The 20032-nt window shown below is 72.1% G+C and carries 22 protein-coding genes; 2 read left to right on the forward strand and 20 right to left on the reverse strand.

Annotated elements, in window-relative coordinates:
- Window positions 1-70 precede the first annotated feature (70 nt).
- From ACIRD8_RS11490 to ACIRD8_RS11520, 7 genes are all read right to left on the reverse strand, one after another.
- Window positions 71-1099: a serine hydrolase domain-containing protein gene (locus ACIRD8_RS11490; protein ID WP_403989662.1), complete on the reverse strand. Its 1029-nt coding sequence runs from the start codon at window positions 1097-1099 to the stop codon at window positions 71-73.
- Window positions 1100-1169: 70 nt separating this feature from the next.
- Entirely contained in the window at window positions 1170-2090 is a 921-nt protein-coding gene (locus ACIRD8_RS11495) for a DUF6895 family protein (RefSeq protein ID WP_403989124.1), read from the reverse strand.
- Window positions 2087-2818, reverse strand: a complete 732-nt coding sequence (locus tag ACIRD8_RS11500; protein WP_403989126.1) for a hypothetical protein — start codon at window positions 2816-2818, stop codon at window positions 2087-2089. The genes ACIRD8_RS11495 and ACIRD8_RS11500 overlap by 4 nt, the downstream gene beginning before the upstream one ends.
- Window positions 2815-2997: a hypothetical protein gene (locus tag ACIRD8_RS11505; RefSeq protein WP_403989128.1), complete on the reverse strand. Its 183-nt coding sequence runs from the start codon at window positions 2995-2997 to the stop codon at window positions 2815-2817. The genes ACIRD8_RS11500 and ACIRD8_RS11505 overlap by 4 nt, the downstream gene beginning before the upstream one ends.
- 172 nt (window positions 2998-3169) lie before the next feature.
- Window positions 3170-4537 (reverse strand): hypothetical protein, encoded by a 1368-nt coding sequence (locus tag ACIRD8_RS11510; RefSeq protein ID WP_403989130.1) that lies wholly within the window; start codon window positions 4535-4537, stop codon window positions 3170-3172.
- A gap of 134 nt (window positions 4538-4671) precedes the next feature.
- Window positions 4672-5052: a PPOX class F420-dependent oxidoreductase gene (locus ACIRD8_RS11515; protein WP_403989132.1), complete on the reverse strand. Its 381-nt coding sequence runs from the start codon at window positions 5050-5052 to the stop codon at window positions 4672-4674.
- Between the two features lie 19 nt (window positions 5053-5071).
- Window positions 5072-5371, reverse strand: coding sequence for a helix-turn-helix domain-containing protein (locus tag ACIRD8_RS11520; protein ID WP_403989134.1), 300 nt, complete (start codon window positions 5369-5371; stop codon window positions 5072-5074).
- A 41-nt stretch (window positions 5372-5412) separates the two neighbouring features.
- Between ACIRD8_RS11520 and map the strand changes: the two genes are divergently transcribed.
- Window positions 5413-6180 (forward strand): type I methionyl aminopeptidase, encoded by a 768-nt coding sequence (gene map, locus ACIRD8_RS11525; protein WP_403989136.1) that lies wholly within the window; start codon window positions 5413-5415, stop codon window positions 6178-6180.
- A gap of 33 nt (window positions 6181-6213) precedes the next feature.
- Here the strand turns inward: map and ACIRD8_RS11530 are convergent, their stop codons facing one another.
- The 8 genes from ACIRD8_RS11530 to ACIRD8_RS11565 all read right to left on the reverse strand — a co-directional run bounded on the left by ACIRD8_RS11530 (window position 6214) and on the right by ACIRD8_RS11565 (window position 14307).
- Window positions 6214-6918 (reverse strand): glycoside hydrolase family 75 protein, encoded by a 705-nt coding sequence (locus ACIRD8_RS11530; RefSeq protein ID WP_403989138.1) that lies wholly within the window; start codon window positions 6916-6918, stop codon window positions 6214-6216.
- Between the two features lie 157 nt (window positions 6919-7075).
- Window positions 7076-8881 (reverse strand): gamma-glutamyltransferase, encoded by a 1806-nt coding sequence (gene ggt, locus ACIRD8_RS11535; RefSeq protein WP_403989140.1) that lies wholly within the window; start codon window positions 8879-8881, stop codon window positions 7076-7078.
- 105 nt (window positions 8882-8986) lie between these two features.
- Complete coding sequence (locus tag ACIRD8_RS11540) at window positions 8987-10051, reverse strand: NlpC/P60 family protein (RefSeq protein ID WP_403989142.1); 1065 nt, start codon at window positions 10049-10051, stop codon at window positions 8987-8989.
- A gap of 489 nt (window positions 10052-10540) precedes the next feature.
- Window positions 10541-11416, reverse strand: a complete 876-nt coding sequence (locus tag ACIRD8_RS11545) for an amino acid ABC transporter permease (RefSeq protein ID WP_403989144.1) — start codon at window positions 11414-11416, stop codon at window positions 10541-10543.
- Window positions 11413-12057: an amino acid ABC transporter permease gene (locus ACIRD8_RS11550; protein ID WP_403989146.1), complete on the reverse strand. Its 645-nt coding sequence runs from the start codon at window positions 12055-12057 to the stop codon at window positions 11413-11415. Before ACIRD8_RS11550 ends, ACIRD8_RS11545 begins: the two co-directional genes overlap by 4 nt.
- 16 nt (window positions 12058-12073) lie before the next feature.
- Window positions 12074-12988, reverse strand: a complete 915-nt coding sequence (locus ACIRD8_RS11555; RefSeq protein WP_403989148.1) for a glutamate ABC transporter substrate-binding protein — start codon at window positions 12986-12988, stop codon at window positions 12074-12076.
- A gap of 11 nt (window positions 12989-12999) precedes the next feature.
- The gene (locus tag ACIRD8_RS11560; RefSeq protein WP_403989150.1) at window positions 13000-13743 is read right to left on the reverse strand and encodes an amino acid ABC transporter ATP-binding protein; all 744 of its coding nucleotides are present in this window, start codon (window positions 13741-13743) and stop codon (window positions 13000-13002) included.
- A gap of 102 nt (window positions 13744-13845) precedes the next feature.
- Window positions 13846-14307 (reverse strand): DUF6278 family protein, encoded by a 462-nt coding sequence (locus ACIRD8_RS11565; protein WP_403989152.1) that lies wholly within the window; start codon window positions 14305-14307, stop codon window positions 13846-13848.
- A gap of 107 nt (window positions 14308-14414) precedes the next feature.
- Here ACIRD8_RS11565 and ACIRD8_RS11570 point away from each other — a divergent pair, with 107 nt between their 5' ends.
- Complete coding sequence (locus ACIRD8_RS11570) at window positions 14415-15194, forward strand: SDR family NAD(P)-dependent oxidoreductase (RefSeq protein ID WP_403989154.1); 780 nt, start codon at window positions 14415-14417, stop codon at window positions 15192-15194.
- 36 nt (window positions 15195-15230) lie between these two features.
- Here the strand turns inward: ACIRD8_RS11570 and ACIRD8_RS11575 are convergent, their stop codons facing one another.
- From ACIRD8_RS11575 to ACIRD8_RS11595, 5 genes are all read right to left on the reverse strand, one after another.
- On the reverse strand, window positions 15231-15992 hold the full coding sequence (locus tag ACIRD8_RS11575; protein WP_403989156.1) for a Clp protease N-terminal domain-containing protein: 762 nt from the start codon (window positions 15990-15992) through the stop codon (window positions 15231-15233).
- 77 nt (window positions 15993-16069) lie between these two features.
- Window positions 16070-16849 (reverse strand): exodeoxyribonuclease III, encoded by a 780-nt coding sequence (locus ACIRD8_RS11580; RefSeq protein ID WP_403989158.1) that lies wholly within the window; start codon window positions 16847-16849, stop codon window positions 16070-16072.
- A gap of 34 nt (window positions 16850-16883) precedes the next feature.
- Window positions 16884-17531, reverse strand: a complete 648-nt coding sequence (locus tag ACIRD8_RS11585; RefSeq protein WP_403989160.1) for an MBL fold metallo-hydrolase — start codon at window positions 17529-17531, stop codon at window positions 16884-16886.
- 12 nt (window positions 17532-17543) lie between these two features.
- The gene (locus tag ACIRD8_RS11590; RefSeq protein ID WP_403989664.1) at window positions 17544-18728 is read right to left on the reverse strand and encodes an alpha/beta fold hydrolase; all 1185 of its coding nucleotides are present in this window, start codon (window positions 18726-18728) and stop codon (window positions 17544-17546) included.
- A gap of 594 nt (window positions 18729-19322) precedes the next feature.
- Window positions 19323-20000 carry a hypothetical protein gene (locus ACIRD8_RS11595; RefSeq protein ID WP_403989162.1) on the reverse strand — a complete coding sequence of 226 codons (678 nt, stop codon included), beginning with the start codon at window positions 19998-20000 and terminating at the stop codon, window positions 19323-19325.
- Window positions 20001-20032: the final 32 nt, after the last annotated feature.

Consider the following 20032-nt stretch of genomic DNA (forward strand, 5'->3'; position numbering starts at 1 on the left):
GAGGAGAACGTAAGCCCCGTCACACAACGGGGCAAGACCATCGCCGTGAACCGGCGGAGTCGATCATGTTTCATACCCGAGCGGTCCACACCGTCCCGGAGGGCGTGGCGTCCAGTCCGCGCAGCGCCCCGTACGCGGCCTGGACGAAGGGCGCGAGCGGCGTGGGGGCCGAGTTCGTCAGGGCCACGAGACCGGTTCCCGAGCCGGGGAGGAAGCCCGCGAAGGCGGTGAAGCCGCGGGTCCCGCCGGAGTGATGGAGCAGCGCGCCGCCCGGGCGGGGGCGGAGGTTCCAGATGAGGCAGAGCCGGGAGCCGGTGCGCGGCACGCTCAGCCGGGGCCGCTGCACCTCGGTCAGCGCGGTGCGCAGCGCGGGGTCCGGGGTGGCGTCCGGGTCCAGGAGCGCGGTCAGGACGCGCAGCAGGTCCCGGGCGCTGGACCGTACGGCGCCGGCGGCTGTCAGTCCGGGCATCAGCAGGGCGGGGCGCGGAAGCCCGTGCCAATGCCCGGTGGCCTGGGGGCGGTTGGGGTCGCAGTCCGTGTCGGTGAGGCCGAGCGGGCCGGTGACGCGCTCGGCCAGCAGCGCGGGGTAGTCGCTGCCGGTGCCGCCGGCGGCCCTGGCGAGCACGTGACCCAGCAGGCCCCCGCCGAAGTTGGAGTACAGGACCCGGGTGCCGGGCCGGTTGCGCAGCCGGGTGCGGCGCAGCGAGGCCAGCAGGTCGTCCTCCGAGAAGCCGGCGTACGGGTTGCTGAACCATCCGCCGCGCACGGCCCGGCCGAGCAGTCCCGGGGGCAGCCGGGGCAGGCCGGAGGTGTGGGTGGCGAGGTGGAGGAGGGTGAGCGGGGGCCCGGGCAGCCGGAAGGGCAGATAGCGGTCCGCGCGGTCGCCGTAGCGGACCTCGCCCCGGGCGGCCAGCTCGGCGAGCAGCAGGGCGGTGAAGGTCTTCGTCAGCGAGCCCGTCTCGAACCGGGTGCCCTCCCCCGCAGGGCCGCGGCAGAGCACCGTACGCTCGCCGCCCCGCACCGCCGCGACCGCCGCCGCCCGCCCCGGGGCCGACGCCAGAAGGGGCTGGAGCGAAGCGGTCAGCGGCGGTCGGTCCACATCCTCACCGGGGCGGCGGGGTGGGCGGGTCACGTCCCCACCGGGGCGGCGAGGTGGGCGGGTCACATCCTCACCGCTGCCCCGCCGCCCGGGCGAGCGCGACGGATCCGGCGACGGCCGCGACGACGACCGTGTGCTGGTGGTCGGTGAAGCGCCGCTGCGGGTCGTCGTCCACCGGGTCGCTGTCCCGGGGCACGAGCCCGTCCTCGTGCTGGAGGGCGGCGACGGCCTCCCAGTCCTCCGCCCGGCAGTAGGGGTCCTCGATCGAGGCGCCCACGACGAGCAGCTCGGTGACCAGGTCCCACTGTCCGACCTCGCGCCAGATGTCGATCCAGACGGGGAGCCAGGTGCGTACGTAGTCGGCGAGTTCGGGCGGCAGTCCGCCCGGGTTGCCGCCCCAGTCGGTGAGGTGGAAGACGGTGTGGGTCACCGCGTAGGCCGTGATCCAGTTGATGGCCCACGGCTCCGGCCGCGCGCCGAGCCAGGTGGCTCGGGCCAGCGCGTTCAGGTCCTCCGCCTGGTCCAGGCCCACGACCCGGGCCGCGTTGGCGACGGCGAGCCGCCGGTTCGGCAGGACCTCGACGCTGCTCACCGACCGCATGCGGGACCGGTGGGCGAGGAGACGGTCCAGCGCCTCGTGGCGGTAGCCGCAGCGGACGAAGGGGGCGTACATCTCCAGCGGATCGGTCATCAGGGTGTGGCGGAGCTGGCGTTCGTAGATCATGTCGCCGCGCCTGAACTGCTCCCAGGTGAAGTCCATCAGGCTCTGGGCGGCGGCCAGTCGGCCGGGGCCCGCGACACCGTCACGCAGGATCAGGGAGGCCGCCAGGGTGGTCTCCCCCAGGGGCTTGTAGACACTGTCGGGGTCGGCCATGGTCTCGGTCGTGCCCTCCGGCAGGCCGCCGAGGTTCCGGTTGGCGTGCAGCCATGACAGCGCCCGGTCCGCCATGCTGCGGGCCGCGCGGGTGACCGGCTCGGGGATGGTCGTCATGGCTGTGCCGCCTCCTTGGGGGCCGTACCGGGCGGCAGTTCGAGGAAGTGGCGGGCGATCGCCAGGTCCAGCGCGGCGCGCGGGCCGGCCCCGCCCACCAGCCATACGTGCTCGGCGGCGACGTCCGGGTCCAGGAGCAGTTCCGTGCCGTCGTACCGCAGCCAGGCCAGCCAGCGGACGAGGCGTACGGCGGTGGGGAAGTCGCGGCGCAGGATGGAGCGGCTGACTCCGCGGCTCAGCGACAGGGCCCCCCGGCGGGCGGCCTCATGGACCGGGCCGTCGAGGCCGAGCGTGGCCAGCGGGGCGAGTTGGGCCATCCGGACGGACCAGGCGCTCCAGTCCGCGGTGGGAGCGGGCGCGGCCTCGTCCGCCGGGGCGGGTGCGACCGCTCGCAGCGTGTCGTCCCCGGAGATCCGGGCGAGCAGGACCGCGGTGGCGTGGTCGCGCAGGGCGACCGCCGCCTCCTCCGGGGCGTCGGACGTGGGGAAGGCGTCGAAGGCCTTGGCCACGACGACGGCGTCCTGCGCCGGGAAGGGGTGGCCCGCGAGGAGATGAGGGCTGAAGACGTCGGCCCCCAGGACCCGGACGGCCGCCAGGGCCGCGAGGGTGTCGGGGGCGTCGTCGGCGTACCGCGCCAGCTGCACAGCGTCCCCGGTGCCGTCGAGGGCACCGAGGACACTGCCTGCCAGGGCGTCGGCCGCCTCGGCGAATGCGGAGTGGGAACTCACTTGCCCCGGGGCTCCTTCGGCTCCTTCGGGGACAGGAGGAGGAGTGCGAGCAGGAAGCCCGCGGCCTCGGGGGTGTAGAGCGGGGCGTCACTGATGACCGCCTCGGGCTCCGCCATGAGGGCGCTCAGCGTGGTGGTCTGGGCCGGGGTCGCGGTGAGAGTGATCTCCTGGGTAAGCATGGTGCCTCCACATCACTGGGGTGACATGCACCACTTATGTGATGATGCCTCGACCGACGATAAAGGGTCGAAGGGGATTTATCTCTCCGAGCCCGCGCAGGCCGGTGACGTGCATGGACCACAGGGCCGTGGAGCGGCTGGACACGTTGGGGACCACTCACCCCGGCCGGCGTCACGGCGTCGCGATGCCCGCCACCCGCAGCGCGTGGACCACGTCCCACTCCCGCGCCGCCGAGACCTCACGTGCCGCGGCGAGCAGCCGGGGGACGAGATGGCGCGCCCCGCCCTCGGCGACGCGTGCCGTGTCCTGCGGGGTGCGTACGCGGACGAACGCGCCCAGCAGGGCACGGGCCTCCGGCTCCAGGCCGGCCCGGTCCAGGGCGACCACGGCGTCGGCGATCTCGCCGGCGGGCCGGGCCACTCCCTGCCGGAGCAGCAGCCCGCAGTCGTCGGCGTGCCCGGCGGCGGCCAGCGCGCCCGCGGCGGCGGCGAGTCCGGCGGGCGGCAGGGAGGCCACCTCCCACAGCAGGGTCGCCCAGTCGGCGTCCAGGCCCGCCCCGTGCAGGGTGACGGCAAGGACCGGCAGGTGTCCGGCGGGCCATGCCGCAGCCTCGCAGAGCACGGCGTGCGCCTCACCGCTGCGGCCCTCCGCGCGCAGCCGTACGAGCAGGGCGACGGCGTCCTCGGCGGCCCGGCGCGCGGCGGGATCGGGTTCCGCGCCCCGCGCCGGGCCTGTTCCCGCCTCGGCGGGAGCGCCGCTGAAACGGGCCCCGCACGGGGCGGATGCGGCCTGCGGGGCGACGGGCAGCGAGGGAACCTCCGACGGGACCGGAACCGGTACCGGCCCGGCCTCCGCGCCGTCCTCGATCTCCAGGCCGGCGAAGCGCGCCCCGCGCGGCTTGCCGCGCCTCTTCGCGGGGGCGGGCGCCGCCTCCTCTCTGGGCGGGCCGGGGTGCGTGCCGTGGGCCCCGGGCCCCGGCACCGTGGGCGCGCCGCCCGGGTCCGGTGCGGTCGCGTCGTCCGGCCCCCGGAACCAGCTGTCCGGCACCGTCCTCTCCACGGCCGCCAGCCGGTTGCGGAGTTCGGCGCAGCGCGCCGTGGCGCGGGCGTGGTCGTCCCGCGCCCAGGCCTGCGCCTCGGCCTCCCCGTCCTGCGCACGCGCCCCCTCCGCACCGGCCGCCCGCATCCTCCGGGCCGCGTAAGCCTGTTCCCGGAGCATCACGCCGAGCCGGTCGACGAGGGCCTGCCGGCCACCCGGGCGCCTGTCGTACGCGGCGGCCGACGCGGCGCACAGTGCGGCGGCCCGTACGGATTCCCGCGCGGCGACCGCGGTGCCGCGCACCGCGGCGAGGTCCTGGAGCATCGACTCGACCACGTCCCAGGGCGGGACCTCGGCACCGTCGAAGCAGGCGCGCATGCCCTCGGGATCGCGGGCGCGGAAGACCCCGTACCAGCCCTGCCCGGGATCGAGCAGGTCGGCCAGTTCTCGCAGATACTGTGCGAACGTCCTTACTTCCACCGCATGCTGATGCACTGTCATCGTCGCCCTCACCGGTCGCCCGGGCTGGAACATTCCAGTCCGCCGGGCATTCGACCGCAGGCGTGTTACGGGTGGACTACGCGCGTTTTTCCGGCACGGTGCGTCCGGAGCGCGGTGCCGGCCCGAGCGCCCCGTCAGAGGGTGACGGCGATCCCCGTGTGGGGGCGCTTGCCTAGCCGTACGACCATGGCGGGCCAGTCCAGCAGCCAGAACTTCCAGGTGTATTTGCGGGCCAGCACCTTGCGCACCGCCGCGGTCCCGTCCGCGTCGAGCAGCCGCGCGCTGCCCTCCGCGCTCGGCGCGCCCTCGGTGATCCGGCCCCGGACGTCGCAGACGGTGACGCGCACTCGGCTGTCGTTGCGCAGCCTCTTGACCTTCCAGGAGTCGGACCGGGTCCAGACGTACAGCACACCGTCGTCCGCCGCGGCCCAGACGGGCGTGGCGACGGGTGTGCCGTCCTTCCGGTACGTGGTCAGGCTGACGTATTCACTGCGGGCGAAGTCCTGGAGAGTCACGGCCGTGACCCTACTCGGCCTACGCCGTGAGGGGCAGTGCCCCCCGTTCCGGCAGTGACCCGGGGACCGGGACGGGCGCCGGTGCGCAGTGCGTGAGCAGCTCGTCCATCGACAGCCCGAGGGCTCCCGCCAGCGCCGCGACCGTGAAGAAGGCGGGGGTGGGGGCCCGGCCCGTCTCGATCTTACGGAGCGTCTCGGCCGAGATTCCGGCGCTCGCGGCGACCGCGACCATGCTGCGTCCGCCGCGCGCCTCACGCAGCAGTTCGCCGAGCCGCTCGCCTCGGCGGCGCTCTTCGGGGGTCAGTGGATTCCGTACCATGCCGTCATTCTAATACCGGTTCAACCGGTATAGTAATTGGCATGGTGCAACTCAAGACAGATTCATCCATCGAGGCGATGCGCGAGACGGGGCGGGTCGTGGCCCAGCTGCTCACCGCCGTGAGGGAGGCCGCCGCGGTCGGCGTGTCACTCCTGGAGCTCGACGAGGTGGCGCGTGGGGTCCTGCGCGACGCGGGGGCCGGATCGCCCTTCCTCAACTACCGGCCGCACTTCGCTCCCACCCCGTTCCCCGCGGTGATCTGCGCGTCCGTCAACGACGCGATCGTGCACGGCATCCCGACCGGCTACCGGCTCCGCGACGGCGACCTGGTGAGCATCGACGCGGGCGCGATCCTGGACGGCTGGGCCGGTGACTCGGCGATCAGCTTCACCGTCGGCCGGGCCCGCCCCGCCGACACCCGGCTGATCGACACGGCGTACGCCGCCCTGGACGCGGGCATCGCGGCCGCCGTCGTGGGCAACCGGATCGGTGACATCGCCCACGCCATCGGCACGGTGTGCCGGGGCGCCGGATACGGCATCCCGGAGGGGTTCGGCGGCCACGGCATCGGCAGGCAGATGCACGAGGACCCGGGGGTCCCCAACGAGGGGCGGCCGGGCCGTGGCATGCCGCTGCGGCACGGACTGGTGCTGGCCATCGAGCCGATGCTGATCGCGGGCGGCGGCGATTTCTTCCACCCGGACCGGGACGGCTGGACCCTCCGTACGAACGACGGCAGCCGGGCGGCCCACGCCGAACACACCGTGGCCATCACGGACAGCGGCCCCCGGATCCTGACCGCGCTCTGACCGCGTGCCGCGCCGGGCTCCCGGAGGAGCGGCTCAGCCTCGGCCGACGAACTTCCGCGCCAGTGCCTCGCCTTCGGTGGCGGCGGCCCCGGCGCTCTCGATCGGCGACACCGAGGAGTTCCGGAACAGGATGTACGTGACGCCGGACGCGGTCCCGCCGGTCCTCGGGTCGGGATCGATGCCGAGCGCCGCCGCGGCTGCGTACGAGGCCTCACCGATGATCCCGGCGGGGCCGGTGTCCCCGACGACGGCGTACCGGACCTTGCCGTCGTGGACGAGGGCGGCCACACCGCCGCCGCTGATCCCGGACGTCCTGTAGTTCCAGAGCGGCCCGGGGCCCGGCACCACCACGTACGGCAGCCGGGCGGCGTCCAGCGGCTTGCCCGTCGACGTCTGGAACGCCGTCTGCGGCTGGAAGGAGGGGTCGGTCGTGCTGTTGCAGGCCTTGGTGACCCTGCCGTCGCAGTCGATGTCCATGTCCGCCTCCCAGAACACGGCTTCCTCCGTCCCGCACACGGGCACCTTCGCCGGACCGCCTTGGTCCGTCCGGTACTTCCCGGCGGAGATCCGGGTGCAGGTCTTCACCCGGGCCAGCAGCTCGGCGGCGCTCACCGAGTCCTGTCCGGATCCCTCGCCGCCGCCGTCGGCCGTGGCGGGAGAGGCCGCCGCGGGAAAGGCCGTGGCGGCGAGCAGGGCGGCACCGGAGACGGCGGAGAGGGCGTGCAATCGCGTACGCACCGTGGGGGACGCCTTTCACTGGACGCGAAGGACCCGGCCGGATCCTCCCTGGCCCGGGCGGCCGGGGACATCTCGCCGCCCGTTCACGGCCTCGGGGCCGGCACGGCGCGGCTGAGCGCGCCCGCCGGCCCCGAGGCCCACAGCTACTGCCGGCCGGTCATGAACGACCGCTCGGCTGCACCACCATGGCCGAACCGCCGCCCCGCCGCACCTTTTCCGCGGCCGCGAGCCAGCGCCCGTCCGGGAGCCGCTGGACGCCGGTGGCCGCCCCGATCTCCGGATTCGCCTTGAACACGTGTCCGAGCGCCTCCAGCTCCCCGCGCACCGGGCTGTCCCACAGTCCTGGCTCGATCTCGGTCGTGGCCGCGTTCCGCTGGCTGGCGCGCGGCTCGGCGATCGCGTCGACCAGCGGAAGCCCCCGGTCCAGGTGGCCGGTCAGCGACTGCAGGACGGTGGTGATGATCGTGGCACCGCCCGGCGACCCCAGGGCAAGTACGGGCTTTCCGTGCTCCAGCACGATGGTCGGCGAGATCGACGAGCGCGGACGCTTGGCCGGACCGGGCAGGTTCGGGTCGTGCACCGCCGGGTTCGCCGGGGCGAACGAGAAGTCGGTGAGCTCGTTGTTGAGCAGGAAGCCCCGCCCGGGCACGGTGATCCCGCTGCCGCCCGTCGACTCGATCGTCAGGGTGTACGCGACGACGTTGCCCCACTTGTCGGCGGTCGTCAGGTGCGTCGTGTTCTCACCCTCGTACGTCGTCGGGGCCGCCTTGCCCCCGGTGGCGCAGCGGGTGGGGTGGCGCGGGTCGCCCGGTGCGAGCGGGCTGGTGAGGACCGCGTCGTCCTTGATCAGGCACTCGCGCGAGTCGGCGAAGCGCTGGCTGAGCAGCCCACGCGTGGGAACGTCCTCGAACGCGGGATCGCCGACCCAGCGGCCCCGGTCGGCGAACGCGATCCTGCTCGCCTCGATGAGACGGTGCAGATACTGCGTCTCGCTCGCCTTCGAAAGGTCCGTCGACTCCAGGATGTTGAGGGCCTCACCCACGCTCGTACCCCCCGACGAGGACGGCGCGATGCCGTACACGTCGAGGCCCCGGTAGCCGGTCCTCGTCGGGTCCTGGCGCAGCGCGCGGTACGCCTTCAGGTCGGCGGTCGTCAGATCTCCCGGGCGCACCGTGCGCGTTGCCTCCGGGTCCACGGGCGGCTTCCGTACGGTCGACACGATGTCCCGGGCCAGGTCGCCCCGGTACAGCTCGTCGACGCCCTCGCGCCCCAGCGTCCTGTACGTACGGGCGAGGTCGGGGTTCTTGAACACCGAGCCGGTCGCCGGAGGCTTCCCGCCGGGCAGGAAGAGTTCGGCGGTCGCGGGGAAGTCGGCGAACCGCGCCTGGTTGGCGGCGGTCTGGGAGCGGAAGGTGTCGTCCACGACGAAGCCTTCGCGGGCCAGCCGCTCGGCCGGTTCGAGCAGCCGCCCGAGCGGCTTGGTCCCCCAGGCGTCCAGCACCTTCTCCCAGGTGGCGGGCGTGCCGGGGGTACCCACCCCGAGTCCGCTGGTGACGGCTTCCTCGAAGGGGACCGGCTTCCCGTTCTCCAGGAAGAGGGAGGAGTCCGCGCTGCGGGGGGCGGTCTCGCGGCCGTCGACCGTCTGGACCCGGCCCGTCCTGGCGTCGTAGTGGACGAAGTAGCCGCCGCCTCCGATGCCCGCCGAGTAGGGCTCGGTGACACCCAGCGCGGCGGCGGTGGCGACGGCCGCGTCAACGGCGTTGCCTCCCTTGCGGAGTACCTCGATGCCGGCCGCCGAGGCATCCGCGTCGACGCTCGACACCGCTCCCCCGTACCCCACCGCCACCGGCGACTTGGGCGGCGGTACAGGTGGCGCCGAGGCCGCGGGCGCCGCGGCGCCGAGCGAGCCGATGACGGCGATCACGATGGGCAACGACACATTCCGGCCGACGGAATGACGCATCCGTACCTCCTGTGAAGGATCGTCCGCGCAGGGTAACGCCGCATCACCCGTACCGTCAGGACCGCCGCATCGGCCGGGCGGGGGCGTCCGAGTGCCCGGCCTCGGTCAGATGCGCACCGCGGCCTCGAAGCTGCCGATGGTGTTCATCGATTCGTAACGGACGTTCGTGCCCGGGTAAGGGGCGTGCAGCACGGTGTTGTTGCCCGCGTAGAGGCCCACGTGCGAGGTGTTGCTGAAGAAGACCAGGTCGCCCGGCTTCAACTGGCTGCGCGCGATGCGAGTGCCCTGGTTGATCTGGGTGTACGTGGTGCGGGTGATCTGGGCACCGGCCTGGGCGTAGGCCCACTGGGTCAGGCCCGAGCAGTCGAAGGAGTCGGGGCCGGTGGCGGCACGGACGTACGGCTTGCCCACCCGCGTGCTCGCGGCCTGGAGGGCGGCGGCGCCGAGTGCGGACGCGGGGGCCTCGTTGCCGAGGTCGGCCTGTGCGCCCGCGCCCGTCCCGCCGTTACCGAGGGTGACCCGCTCCCCGGCCGCCCGGCTGGCGCGCTCGTCGTCCGCGGCCATCTTGGCGCGCTCGGCCGCGGTGAGCGTGTTGAGCAGCTTCTGGGCCTCGGCCAGCTTGTCCTGGAACTTCGTCTTGCTCTTGCCGAGCGTCTCGCGGACCTCGGCGAGGTCGGTGAGCTTGCCCTGGGCCTCCTGGCGCTGCTGCGCGAGGGTGCGCTGCTTCGCCTGGATCTTCTGCAGCGACTCGGCCTGCTTGGCCGTCAGCTGGTCGAGCGCGGAGGCCTGGTCGAGGAAGCTGTCCGGGTCCGAGGAGAGCAGCAGCTGGATCGAGGGGTCCAGTCCGCCGGAGCGGTACTGCGCGGTGGCGAGCGAACCGAGCTCGCCACGAAGGGTGTTGAGCTCGTCCTGGCCACGGGCGACCTTGTCCTGGAGCGCGTCGGCCTGCTTCTTGAGCTTGTCCTGCTGCTCCTTGGCGCCGTTGTACTTCTCCGTGGCGACCTCGGCCTCGTGGTAGAGCTTGTCGACCTTGGCCTTGACCTCGCTCTTGGTCGGCTTGGGGTCGGCGTGGGCCGCCTGGGAGGTCAGGGCGACGGCCGCTGCGGCGGTCGCGGTGAGCACGGTCACGCGGGTGCGGCTCGGCTGTTTGGGACGACGGTGGGACGCCATGAAGGCGAGCTCCTCTTCCTCGAGCCGCCTACCGGGCTGCGGGGGGACGCGAACGGATCCCCGGCTCCGTGCACATGACGGAATCGGCGGTTCCTTCGCTGCCACCCCGGATGGATGATCATTCGCGCGAAGGTTCGAGGCATGACTCTAGTAACCGTCTCGTGATCTACGCAATCTTCACAGGAAAGTCGCCGACACCGAGCTCACGCACACGCCGGCCCGCACGGTGACCGCCCGGACACGAGTGAACTCCGGTCAACCGCCACCGGGATGGCCGTTCCCCCGTGGGCGTGGAGCCGGGCCCCACGCCCACGGTGTCCAGGCCGGTCACCTCTCACCCGGTGACCGTCGCCGGGCCTCGTCGCATCGGCGGCGACCCGGCCGGCACGCAGCTGACCTTCTCCCCCACCGGGCACGGGTACGGATCTCGTCCCGGTCCCGCGGTGCGAGGAGTGATCACCGGCTGCTGCCGGGCGGGCTCGCCGATGACTACTGCAGGCGGCCCGGCAGCACCGTTCCCGGTTCGGCGGCGGCGACGCCGGTCCCCTCCGTCTTCGGGTTGCGCCGCTGCCGTCTGGCCACCCAGGTGGCGAACCAGGAGAGCAACATGCACATGCCGATGTAGATGGGCGAGATGACCATGACCACGGGGATGAAGGGCAGGTCGTAGTCGAGGTTGGACGCGATCAGCTTGCCCGCGTGGAGGAACTCCTCGTAGGTGATCAGATAGCCGAGCGAGGTGTCCTTGAGCGCCACCACCAGCTGGCTGATGATGGTGGGCAGCATCGCCCGGACGGCCTGCGGGGCCAGGACGTGGGTGGTGACCTGGGTCTTGCGCATGCCCAGCGCGTACGCCGCCTCCCGCTGCCCCCGCTCCACGGAGTTGATCCCGGTACGGAACACCTCCGCGAGCACGGACCCGTTGTAGAGGGTCAGTCCTGCCACCAGTGCCGGCAGGGGCTGGACCTTGAGCGCGACGAAGATGAAGAAGATCATCACCAGCACGGGCATGGCCCGGAAGAACTCGACCAGCAGTGTCGCGATCCAGCGCACCGGTCTGTGGTCGGAGAGCCGCCCGACGGCGAGGACCGCCCCGAGTGCCAGGGAGAGTACAGCCGCGTAGGCGAAGGCCTTGAGGGTGTTGCCGAGCCCGCGCAGCAGCAGCTCCTGGATGCCCTTGTACGTGAAGGGCGTCCACTTCTCGCTGGTGAACTGGTCCGTGTCGAAGAGCAGATAGAGGATCCAGCCGAACAGCCCGAGGATCAGGGCCGTGGCCAGGACCCCGTAGAGGAAGTGCCGCTTGCGGGTGGCGGGCCCCGGGAGGTCGTAGAGCGCGGTGGCGGTGGGGGTGGAGGAGTGGGTCATCGGGCGACTCCCCAGCGCTTCTCCAACACGTTGAAGACCGCGCTGATGGCGAGGGTGATGATCAGGTATCCGACGGCGATCCAGATGAAGGACCAGATGATGCTGTAGCCGAGTTCGTTGAGGGTCTTGTAGGTGCCCAGCAGCTCGGTGACGCTGAAGGCCCCGGCGATCGCGGAGTTCTTGGCGAGGGCGATGAGCGTCGATCCGACGGGTGGGATCACCGACCTGAAGGCCTGGGGCAGCACCACGTTGCCCAGCGTCTGCCCGAAGGACATCCCGAGGCTCCGGGCCGCTTCGCCCTGCCCCGTGGGCACGGTGTTGATGCCGGAGCGCAGGGCCTCGCAGATGAAGGCCGAGGTGTAGCAGCCGAGGGCGAGGACCGCGAAGACCTGGAAGGGCAGCACCAGGCCGAAGCGCGGCAGACCGAGCAGTACGGCGAAGAACAGCAGCGTCAGCGGGGTGTTGCGGAGCACCGCGACCCAGACGGTGCCGATCGCCCGGAGCGCGGCGACGGGCGCGACCCGGAACGACGCCATGACGAAGCCGAGCACGAGCGCCAGGATCGAGGCGTACACGGTGAGTTCGACGGTGCCGAGGAAGCCCTTGCCGTAGAGCGACCAGTTTTCTGTCAGTACGTCCATGACGGTGGCCCGCCCCTCAGTTCGTCGGGTAGCGGTCGATGGGCGGCGGTTTCGGCGCGGGCACCCCGGACAGGCCCAGGGTCGCCTCGAACGCCTTCTTCCAGTTGCCGTTCTTCTCGTTGGCCTCCAGTGCGTCGTTGAGCGCGGCCCGCAGCGCGTTGTCGCCGCGCGGGACGCCGATGCCGTACGGCTCCTCGGAGAAGGGCTTGCCGACCACCTTCATCTCGTCCGGCGCCTTGGCCGCGAAGCCCAGCAGGATGGCGTCGTCCGTGGTGACGGCGTCGACCTGGAAGGTGAGCAGGTTGTCGACGCAGATCGAGTACGTGTCGTACGCGACGAGATCCGCCTCGGGGAAGTCGGCGGCGATGCGCTGGTACGGCGTGGACCCGGCGGCGGAGCAGACGGTCTTGCCCGCCAGGTCCTGCGGGCCGTGGATGTCGTTCTCGTCGGTGCGCACCAGCAGCCCCTGGCCTGCCATGTAGTAGGGCCCGGCGAAGCCGACGAGCTTCTTGCGCATGTCGTTGATCGTGTAGGTGCCGACGTAGTAGTCGATCTGCCCGTTCTGGAGTGCCGTCTCGCGGTTGGCGGAGGCGATGGTCCGGAAGCGGATCGTGTCCGGCTGGAAGCCGAGCGAGGCCGCCATCATGCGGGCGATCTCGATGTCGAAGCCGGAGTAGATCCCGGTGGCCGGGTCCTTCTCGCCGAGGTAGGGCTGGTCCTCCTTGGCGCCGACGACGAGATAGCCACGCTTCTTGGCCTTCTTCCAGGTCTTCGACTCCGGCAGCCGGAATCCGGTGTCGACCTTGTACTTCGGCAGCGCCTCGGCCTTCGGCCCCTTGACCGGCGGACTGCCCTCCCTGCCGCAGCCGGCACAGAGCGCGGCGACCAGGAGGCAGATCAGCACGGCCGTGATGTTCCTCGTACGCAACACGGTGCCCCCTGTCAGTGCTTGAGGATCTTGGACAGGAAGTCCTTGGCGCGGTCGCTCTCCGGCGAGGTGAAGAAGTCCTCCGGGGTGCGGTCCTCGATGATGCAGCCCTCGGACATGAAGACCACGCGGTTGGCGGCCGAGCGGGCGAAGCCCATCTCGTGGGTGACGACGACCATGGTCATCCCCTCGCGGGCCAGTTGCTGCATGACCTCGAGGACCTCGTTGATCATCTCCGGGTCCAGCGCGGAGGTGGGCTCGTCGAAGAGGAGCGCCTTGGGGTCCATGGCGAGGGCGCGTGCGATGGCGACGCGCTGCTGCTGGCCGCCGGAGAGCTGGGCGGGGAACTTGTCCGCCTGCGAGGCGAGCCCGACCCGCTCCAGAAGTTCCCGGGAACGCTGGTCGGCCTCGTCCTTCCTGCGCCTACGGACCTTGAGCTGGGCGAGCGAGACGTTCGCGAGCACGGTCTTGTGGGCGAACAGGTTGAACGACTGGAAGACCATGCCCACTTCGGCCCGGAGCCCCGCGAGTCCCTTCCCCTCTTCGGGGAGCGGCTTACCGTCGATCAGGATGTGGCCCGACTCGATCGTCTCGAGCCGGTTGATGGTCCGGCAGAGCGTTGATTTGCCCGATCCGGAGGGGCCGATGACCACCACCACCTCCCCGCGGCCGACGGTGAGATTGATGTTCTGCAGTACGTGCAACTTCCCGAAGTACTTGTTGACGTCCCGCAGCTCGATCAACGGATCGACGGCCATACGCTGCCCTACCCACTTATCGCTTGTGTCGAGGTCAGCGCAAACTATCCGGGGTGCGCACGCGCTTCGGGGCCGACACGCACCGGCGGCGCATAAGGCTGTTTATCGCGTTTTGGCCTCGGGCCCGCTCTCCGCCGACTCCGCGTACATCTCGGAGAGCTCGGGGCTGCCCGACATCGCCCAGTCCAGACCGGCGGCGACCACATCGATCTCGCGCCCGGAACTCAGTCGCACCACCGGCCCTCCGCCCGCCAGGATGTCCCAGACGGCGCCGGGGACGGTGCGCACCAGCACGGTGCCGAGGTAGAGGCCGGCGTCGTTGCCCACCCAGGGCAGTTCCTCCGGGTCGTCCCGCCAGATGGGCGGCAGTTGGTCGAGCGCGGACAACGAGGCGGGACTGTCGTCGAGTTCGAGACCGCACTGCGCCGCCCGGGAGCGCAGCAACTCGCATTCCGCGAACAGCTCGGCCACGCCGTCCGGATCGGTCTCGACCGCGGCCGCGAGTCCCGCCGCCCGCGTACCGCCCTGACGCTTACGCCAGTTGTCCAGAAAGGGGATGTTCATGCCACCAGGATCCCACCCCTGACGCGTTCCGCACCGCAGGGCGCGCGACTGTGCCGGTTCCGGGACCCGCCCCGTACATGATCCGGCCACTTCTCTAGGGTACGGGGATGACGTCGCAGAACTATCTCTCCGAACTCTTCTCCCTGGAAGGCCGGGTCGCCGTGGTGACCGGCGGCAGCTCCGGGATCGGCCGGGGCATCGCCGGTGCGCTCGCACACGCCGGTGCGAGTGTGGTGGTCGTGGCGCGCAGGGAGGCGGAACTGGTGCGGACGGTGGGCGAACTCGACGCCGAGGGCTGCCGGGCCGCCTGGGTGAGCGCCGACCTCGCGACCGCCGACGGCGTGCGTACGGCGGGCGACGAGGCGGCGGCCGCGTTCGGTGAGCCCGACATCCTCGTCAACTGCGCGGGCGTCAACCTGCGGCCGCCGATGAACGAACTCGACGAGGACGTCTGGGACACCACGATGACGGTGAACCTCAAGGCCCCCTATCTGCTGGGCCGCCGGTTCGGACCCGGCATGGCCGAACGCGGCTTCGGCCGGATCATCCACATCACGTCGCAGCAGGCGCACCGGGCGTTCGTGCAGAGCGGTGCGTACGGCGTCTCCAAGGGCGCGCTGGAGTCACTGGCCCGCTCGCAGGCGGAGGCCTGGTCGCCGTACGGAGTCACCTGCAACACGCTGGTGCCCGGCTTCGTGATGACGCCGCTCAACCAGCGCCTCTCGTCCGACCCGGAGCGGGTGGCGGCGCTGGCCGCGCGCACGATGGTCGGGCGCAACGGGCTGGCCGAGGACTTCGCGGGCGCCGCGGTGTTCCTGGCGAGCGCCGCCTCCTCCTACGTGACCGGGCAGTCGCTGTTCGTCGACGGCGGGTTCTCGGTGCACTGAGGCCCGCACGTCCGGGGGCGGTTGCCGGGGGCGGCCTCAGCCTTCGGTGTCCGGGGCCGTCTCCTCCGACGCGGCGACGACCGCGGCGGCGACCGCAGCGGCGACGTCGGACGACGCCACGTCCTTGTCGACGCCCAGCCCGGTGAGCACGCCCGCGCCGCCCTCGAACTCCAGCAGGGCCAGCACGATGTGCCCGGTGCCGATGAAGTCGTGGCCGAGGCGCAGCGCCTCCCGGAAGGTGAGCTCCAGGACCTTGCGGGCCGCCGCGTCGTACGGGATGAGCTCGGGGACCTCGTCGGCCGCGGCGGGCAGGGCGAGTGCCACCGCTTCCCGGACCGCCTCCGGCGGGACCCCCTGCCCGGCGATCACCTGGGCGCCGAGGGAGTCCGGCTCGGCCAGGAGGCCCAGGATCAGGTGTCCCGCCCCGATCTCGTCGTTGCGGGCGGCGTGGGCCTCGTTGTGCGCGCCCACGACGACGTTCCTGGCCTGTTCGTCGAACCGGCCGAAGCCCTGGCTCGGGTCCAGGTCGGAGGACTCTCCGGGCTTCTTGGGCACGAACCTCTTCTGGGCGGCCTGCCGGGTGACTCCCATGCTCCGGCCGATGTCCGTCCATGACGCGCCCGACCGGCGCGCCTGGTCCACGAAGTGGCCGATGAGGTGGTCGGCGATCTCACCCAGGTGGTCCGCCGCGACCACGGCTCCGGAGAGCTGCTCCAGCGCGTCGGTGTGGGTGTGCTTGATCGCGTCGATCAGGTCGTCGAGACGGATGGGCGGATCGGCGTGCAGCGGCTTCGTCATGAGGCAACCCTAGGTTGACACCCCAGGGGCGTCAACCCGAAGTTGACAGTCGTGGCCGAAGGAAGCCGGCGGCGCCGTCAGACGTCGAGGTCCACGACCACCGGGGCGTGGTCGGAGGCCCCCTTGCCCTTGCGCTCCTCCCGGTCGACGTAACTGTCCTTGACCGCCGCCGCGAAGGGGGCGTTGCCGTAGACGAGGTCGATGCGCATGCCCTTGTTCTTCGGGAAGCTGAGCTGGCGGTAGTCCCAGTAGGTGTACGGGTGGTCGTACTTGAGGGGGCGCGGCACCACGTCGGAGAGCCCTTCCTCGCGCAGTGCGGCGAGCGCGGCCCGCTCGGCGGGGGTGACGTGGGTGGCGCCCTCGAAGAGCGCCGGGTCCCAGACGTCCTCGTCGGTCGGTGCGATGTTGAAGTCACCGAGGACCGCGAACGGCAGCGCCCCCGCCGCGTCCGCGGCGGCGGCCTTCCGCAGGGCCTCGAGCCAGCGCAGCTTGTAGGCGTAGTGGTCGTGGGCGACCTCGCGGCCGTTGGGGACGTACACGGACCAGACGCGGGCGGGGCCGCAGGTCGCCGAGACGGCCCTCGGCTCCTGCACCCCCTCGTACTCCGGGCCGTCGGGCAGGCCCGTCACGACGTCCGTGAGGCCGACGCGGGAGAGCAGCGCGACGCCGTTCCACCGGCCCGTGGCGTTGACCGCGGATTCGTAACCCGCCTCGCGCAAGGCTTCGGCGGGGAACTGCTCCAGCGTGCACTTGGTCTCCTGGAGGCACAGCACATCGGTGCCGCTGCTCTCCAGCCAGCCCAGCAGCCTCGGGAGCCGGGCGGTGATCGAATTGACGTTCCACGTGGCGATGCGCATGCAGTAAACCTAACCGCTCCCACTGACAGCCGGGTCAGAGACGGGTCGCGTCACCCGGGGTCAGCCGGCCGTGGTCCGTTCCGCCCAGGGAGCCGATCTGCGTGTCGTAGATCGGGCGGGCGAGGTCCGTGAGCAGGGCGTCGTGGACGTCGATCGCACGGCGCGGCTTCACCTCGCGGACGTAGTCGATGACCTCGGAGATCTTGCTCCAGGGGGCCATGACGGGCAGCAGCAGCGTGTCCACCGGGTGGTCGGGCACCGTGAGGGCGTCGCCCGGGTGGAAGACCGAACCGTCCACGAGGAAACCGATGTTGGTGATCCTCGGGATGTCCGGGTGGATCACCGCGTGCAGTTCCCCGTGCACCTGTACGTCGAGCCCCGCGGCGGTGAACGTGTCGCCGTGGCCGACCGTGTGCACGCGCCCCGGGAACGCGGCGGAGAGCTGCTCGGCCACGCTGCGCAGCGTCCACACCCGCGCGGCGGGGTTGGACTCCAATGCCGCCCGCAGCCGTGCCTCGTTGAAGTGGTCCGGGTGTTCGTGCGTCACCAGGATCGCGTCGGCACCGACCGCGGCGTCGTCCTCGGAGAATCCGCCGGGGTCGATGACGAGCGTCTGCCCGTTCCGCTCCAGGCGGACGCAGGAGTGGGTCTTCTTGGTAAGGGTGAGAGACGAAGCGTTCATGCCCCCATCCTGCTACGCGGGCGGGGTCGTTTCCTCCTGGATCACGGACTGCGCGATCTCGAACGCCGCGCCGGCCGCCGGCATGCCGCAGTAGACGGCGGTCTGGAGCAGCACCTCCTTGATCTCGACGGGGGTGAGCCCGTTGCGCAGGGCCGCCCTGACGTGCTGCGCGAGCCCGCCCAGATGCCCGGACGCGACGACCGCGGTGAGGGAGACACAGCTGCGGGACCTCCGGTCGAGGCCCTCCCGGCTCCAGATCTCGCCCCAGGCGTAGCGGGTGAGGAGGTCCTGGAAGTCATCGGTGAAGCCGTCGGACGCGGCCGTCGCCGCGTCCACGTGGGCATCGCCCAGCACCTCGCGCCGGACCTTCATCCCCCGCTCGTACCGGTCGGTGCGTCCGGTGGGGGAAGCGTCCGGCAGGTCGACCGAGGCGGTGATCTCCGCGACGGGGACGACGGGGGCGAACGGGGCGGCGAAGCCCGGGTTCGGCGGCACGGGGATCGACGCCAGGGTGTCCTGCCAGGCGGTCGAGAAGTGCATCAGCAGCAGGTCGGTGACGGCGGCCGGCTGCTCGACCGGGGCCAGGTGCGAGGCGCCGGGGACGAGGGCGAGCCGGGCGTCCGGGATGCCCGCGACGAGGGTCCGGGCCTCGGCGGGGCCGGTGACCTTGTCCTCGGCACCGACCAGGACGAGGGTCGGGACACCGATGCGGGGGAGTTCCGTACGGATGTCGAAGGCGGCCAGGGCCTCGCAGGAGGCGATGTAGCAGCCGGGGTCGGTGGTGCGGACCATCTGGACGGCCCACTCGACGATCGCGGGCTGTGCGGCGGCGAACCCGGGGGTGAACCAGCGCTCCGGGGAGGTCCGGGCGATCGGCTCCAGGCCGTTGCTGCGGACGATCACCCCGCGCTGCCGGAACTCGTCGGCAGTGCCGAAGCGGGGCGAAGCGGCGACGAGCACCAGGGCGGCGACCCGGTGCGGGTGGCGCAGCGCGAGGTCCGCGCCGACGGCGCCGCCGATGGAGCAGCCCGCGTAGCCGAAGCGCTGGACGCCGACGCTGTCCAGGGTGGCGAGGAGCCGGTCGGCGAGGTCGGTGACCGCGGCGGCGGGATACGCGGGGGCTCCGCCGTGTCCCGGCAGGTCGTAGCGGAAGATCCGCCAGTGCTGGGAGAGCTCGGGTATCTGGCGGTCCCACATGTGCCAGGTGGTCCCGAGCGAGGGCCCGATGACCAGGACGGGGGCGTCCTCCGGGCCGTCGAAGCGGTACTGGAGCAGCCGGCCGGGCCCCGGCTCCTGCGCCGCCTGCGGCCCGGGGCCGGTCTGCGGTCCTTGCGCCGCCGGACCGCCGGGCCGGAAACCGCCGGGGCCCTGGGGCTGCTGCGGGACCTGCGGCTGAGTGTGCTGCGGGGCCTGCGGCTGTACGTACTGCGGGCCCGGGATCTGCTGCGCCTGGGGCTGGGCCGGCACCGGCTGACCAGTGTGCGGCTGGGCCGGTACCGGCTGCCCGGGGTGCGGCTGGGCGCACTGCGGGCCGGGCGCCTGCTGCTGCGGCGGCACGGGAGCCGGCTGCGTGGGCGGGGCCGACACCTGCTGCGGCTGGACGGCCGCCTCCCCCGGGGCCTGCGCGTACGCCTGCCCGGGCACGGGCTGGGGGGCCTGGGGCACCTGCCGGACCACCTCGCCCTGCAGGGGCTCGGGATGGGCCGTCCGCAGGGGCCGGGCGGGCTGGGGGGTCGTCTCGCTCACTTCACTCACTCGCTCCAGGGTAATGAGCGGCCCGTCCGCTCCCCGTCAGGGGGTCGCCGCGGAGACCACGTAGACGACCGGAGCCGCCGGGTCGGTCATGTTGACGGTGATGTTCTGGGTGGGGCGCGGGGACTTGTTCTTGTGGACCGTGCCCGCCCAGTCGACACCGGGTCCGAAGTACCAGCCGGTGATCTTGACGTCCCGTTCGGCGATGGTGACCTTGCCGGTCTCCAGTGCGGCCCGGCCGGTGCCGACCCCGCTCAGGAAGCGGTCGAGACCGGCGGAGGTCGTACGGAACTTCACGTACATCCGGCTGGCCTTCCAGTTGTTCGTCTCGTAGTACTGGACGCCGATCGCGTTGCCCGGGATGGGCAGTTCGAAGATCCGGCGCTGCATGCCGGACGGCCAGTCCTCACGCAGCCCCTGGGCGGCGGCCTCGGCCTCCTTGTCCTTGCCGGAGCGGCGGCTCTGCCCGGCGGAGATCACCAGGTAGCCGGCCGGGATGCCGATGAGCAGCACGATGATGGTCAGGGTGATCAGGCGGCGTCTGATCACCTTGCGCCGGTCCTGCGGAGGCGTGCCGTCGCCGTCCCCGGAGGAGCCGGAAGGACCGGAGGAGCCCGAGGAGCCCGAGGAACCGGACGACCCGGACGCCCCTGAGGAGCCGGAGGAACCGGGCGTGGGGGGCTGGCGCGCCACGATGTGGTGCTCGGCTGCGGTCATGTTCGGTGATCCCTCGAAGCTGCGGTACGGAG

It is taken from the genome of Streptomyces sp. NPDC102451, from assembly GCF_044765485.1.
In the GTDB taxonomy this organism is placed as follows: Bacteria; Actinomycetota; Actinomycetes; order Streptomycetales; family Streptomycetaceae; genus Streptomyces.

Bases quoted from the DNA above. Each gene is read 5' to 3' on its own strand.
- ACIRD8_RS11590 (WP_403989664.1), bottom strand. From the start codon at position 18,728: ATGTGGGACCGCCAGATACCCGAGCTCTCCCAGCACTGGCGGATCTTC.
- map (WP_403989136.1), top strand. From the start codon at position 5,413: ATGGTGCAACTCAAGACAGATTCATCCATCGAGGCGATGCGCGAGACG.
- ACIRD8_RS11550 (WP_403989146.1), bottom strand. From the start codon at position 12,057: ATGGACGTACTGACAGAAAACTGGTCGCTCTACGGCAAGGGCTTCCTC.
- ACIRD8_RS11585 (WP_403989160.1), bottom strand. From the start codon at position 17,531: ATGAACGCTTCGTCTCTCACCCTTACCAAGAAGACCCACTCCTGCGTC.
- ACIRD8_RS11580 (WP_403989158.1), bottom strand. From the start codon at position 16,849: ATGCGCATCGCCACGTGGAACGTCAATTCGATCACCGCCCGGCTCCCG.
- ACIRD8_RS11570 (WP_403989154.1), top strand. From the start codon at position 14,415: ATGACGTCGCAGAACTATCTCTCCGAACTCTTCTCCCTGGAAGGCCGG.
- ggt (WP_403989140.1), bottom strand. From the start codon at position 8,881: ATGCGTCATTCCGTCGGCCGGAATGTGTCGTTGCCCATCGTGATCGCC.
- ACIRD8_RS11565 (WP_403989152.1), bottom strand. From the start codon at position 14,307: ATGAACATCCCCTTTCTGGACAACTGGCGTAAGCGTCAGGGCGGTACG.
- ACIRD8_RS11560 (WP_403989150.1), bottom strand. From the start codon at position 13,743: ATGGCCGTCGATCCGTTGATCGAGCTGCGGGACGTCAACAAGTACTTC.
- ACIRD8_RS11505 (WP_403989128.1), bottom strand. From the start codon at position 2,997: ATGCTTACCCAGGAGATCACTCTCACCGCGACCCCGGCCCAGACCACC.
- ACIRD8_RS11520 (WP_403989134.1), bottom strand. From the start codon at position 5,371: ATGGTACGGAATCCACTGACCCCCGAAGAGCGCCGCCGAGGCGAGCGG.
- ACIRD8_RS11545 (WP_403989144.1), bottom strand. From the start codon at position 11,416: ATGACCCACTCCTCCACCCCCACCGCCACCGCGCTCTACGACCTCCCG.
- ACIRD8_RS11495 (WP_403989124.1), bottom strand. From the start codon at position 2,090: ATGACGACCATCCCCGAGCCGGTCACCCGCGCGGCCCGCAGCATGGCG.
- ACIRD8_RS11595 (WP_403989162.1), bottom strand. From the start codon at position 20,000: ATGACCGCAGCCGAGCACCACATCGTGGCGCGCCAGCCCCCCACGCCC.
- ACIRD8_RS11540 (WP_403989142.1), bottom strand. From the start codon at position 10,051: ATGGCGTCCCACCGTCGTCCCAAACAGCCGAGCCGCACCCGCGTGACC.
- ACIRD8_RS11510 (WP_403989130.1), bottom strand. From the start codon at position 4,537: ATGACAGTGCATCAGCATGCGGTGGAAGTAAGGACGTTCGCACAGTAT.
- ACIRD8_RS11575 (WP_403989156.1), bottom strand. From the start codon at position 15,992: ATGACGAAGCCGCTGCACGCCGATCCGCCCATCCGTCTCGACGACCTG.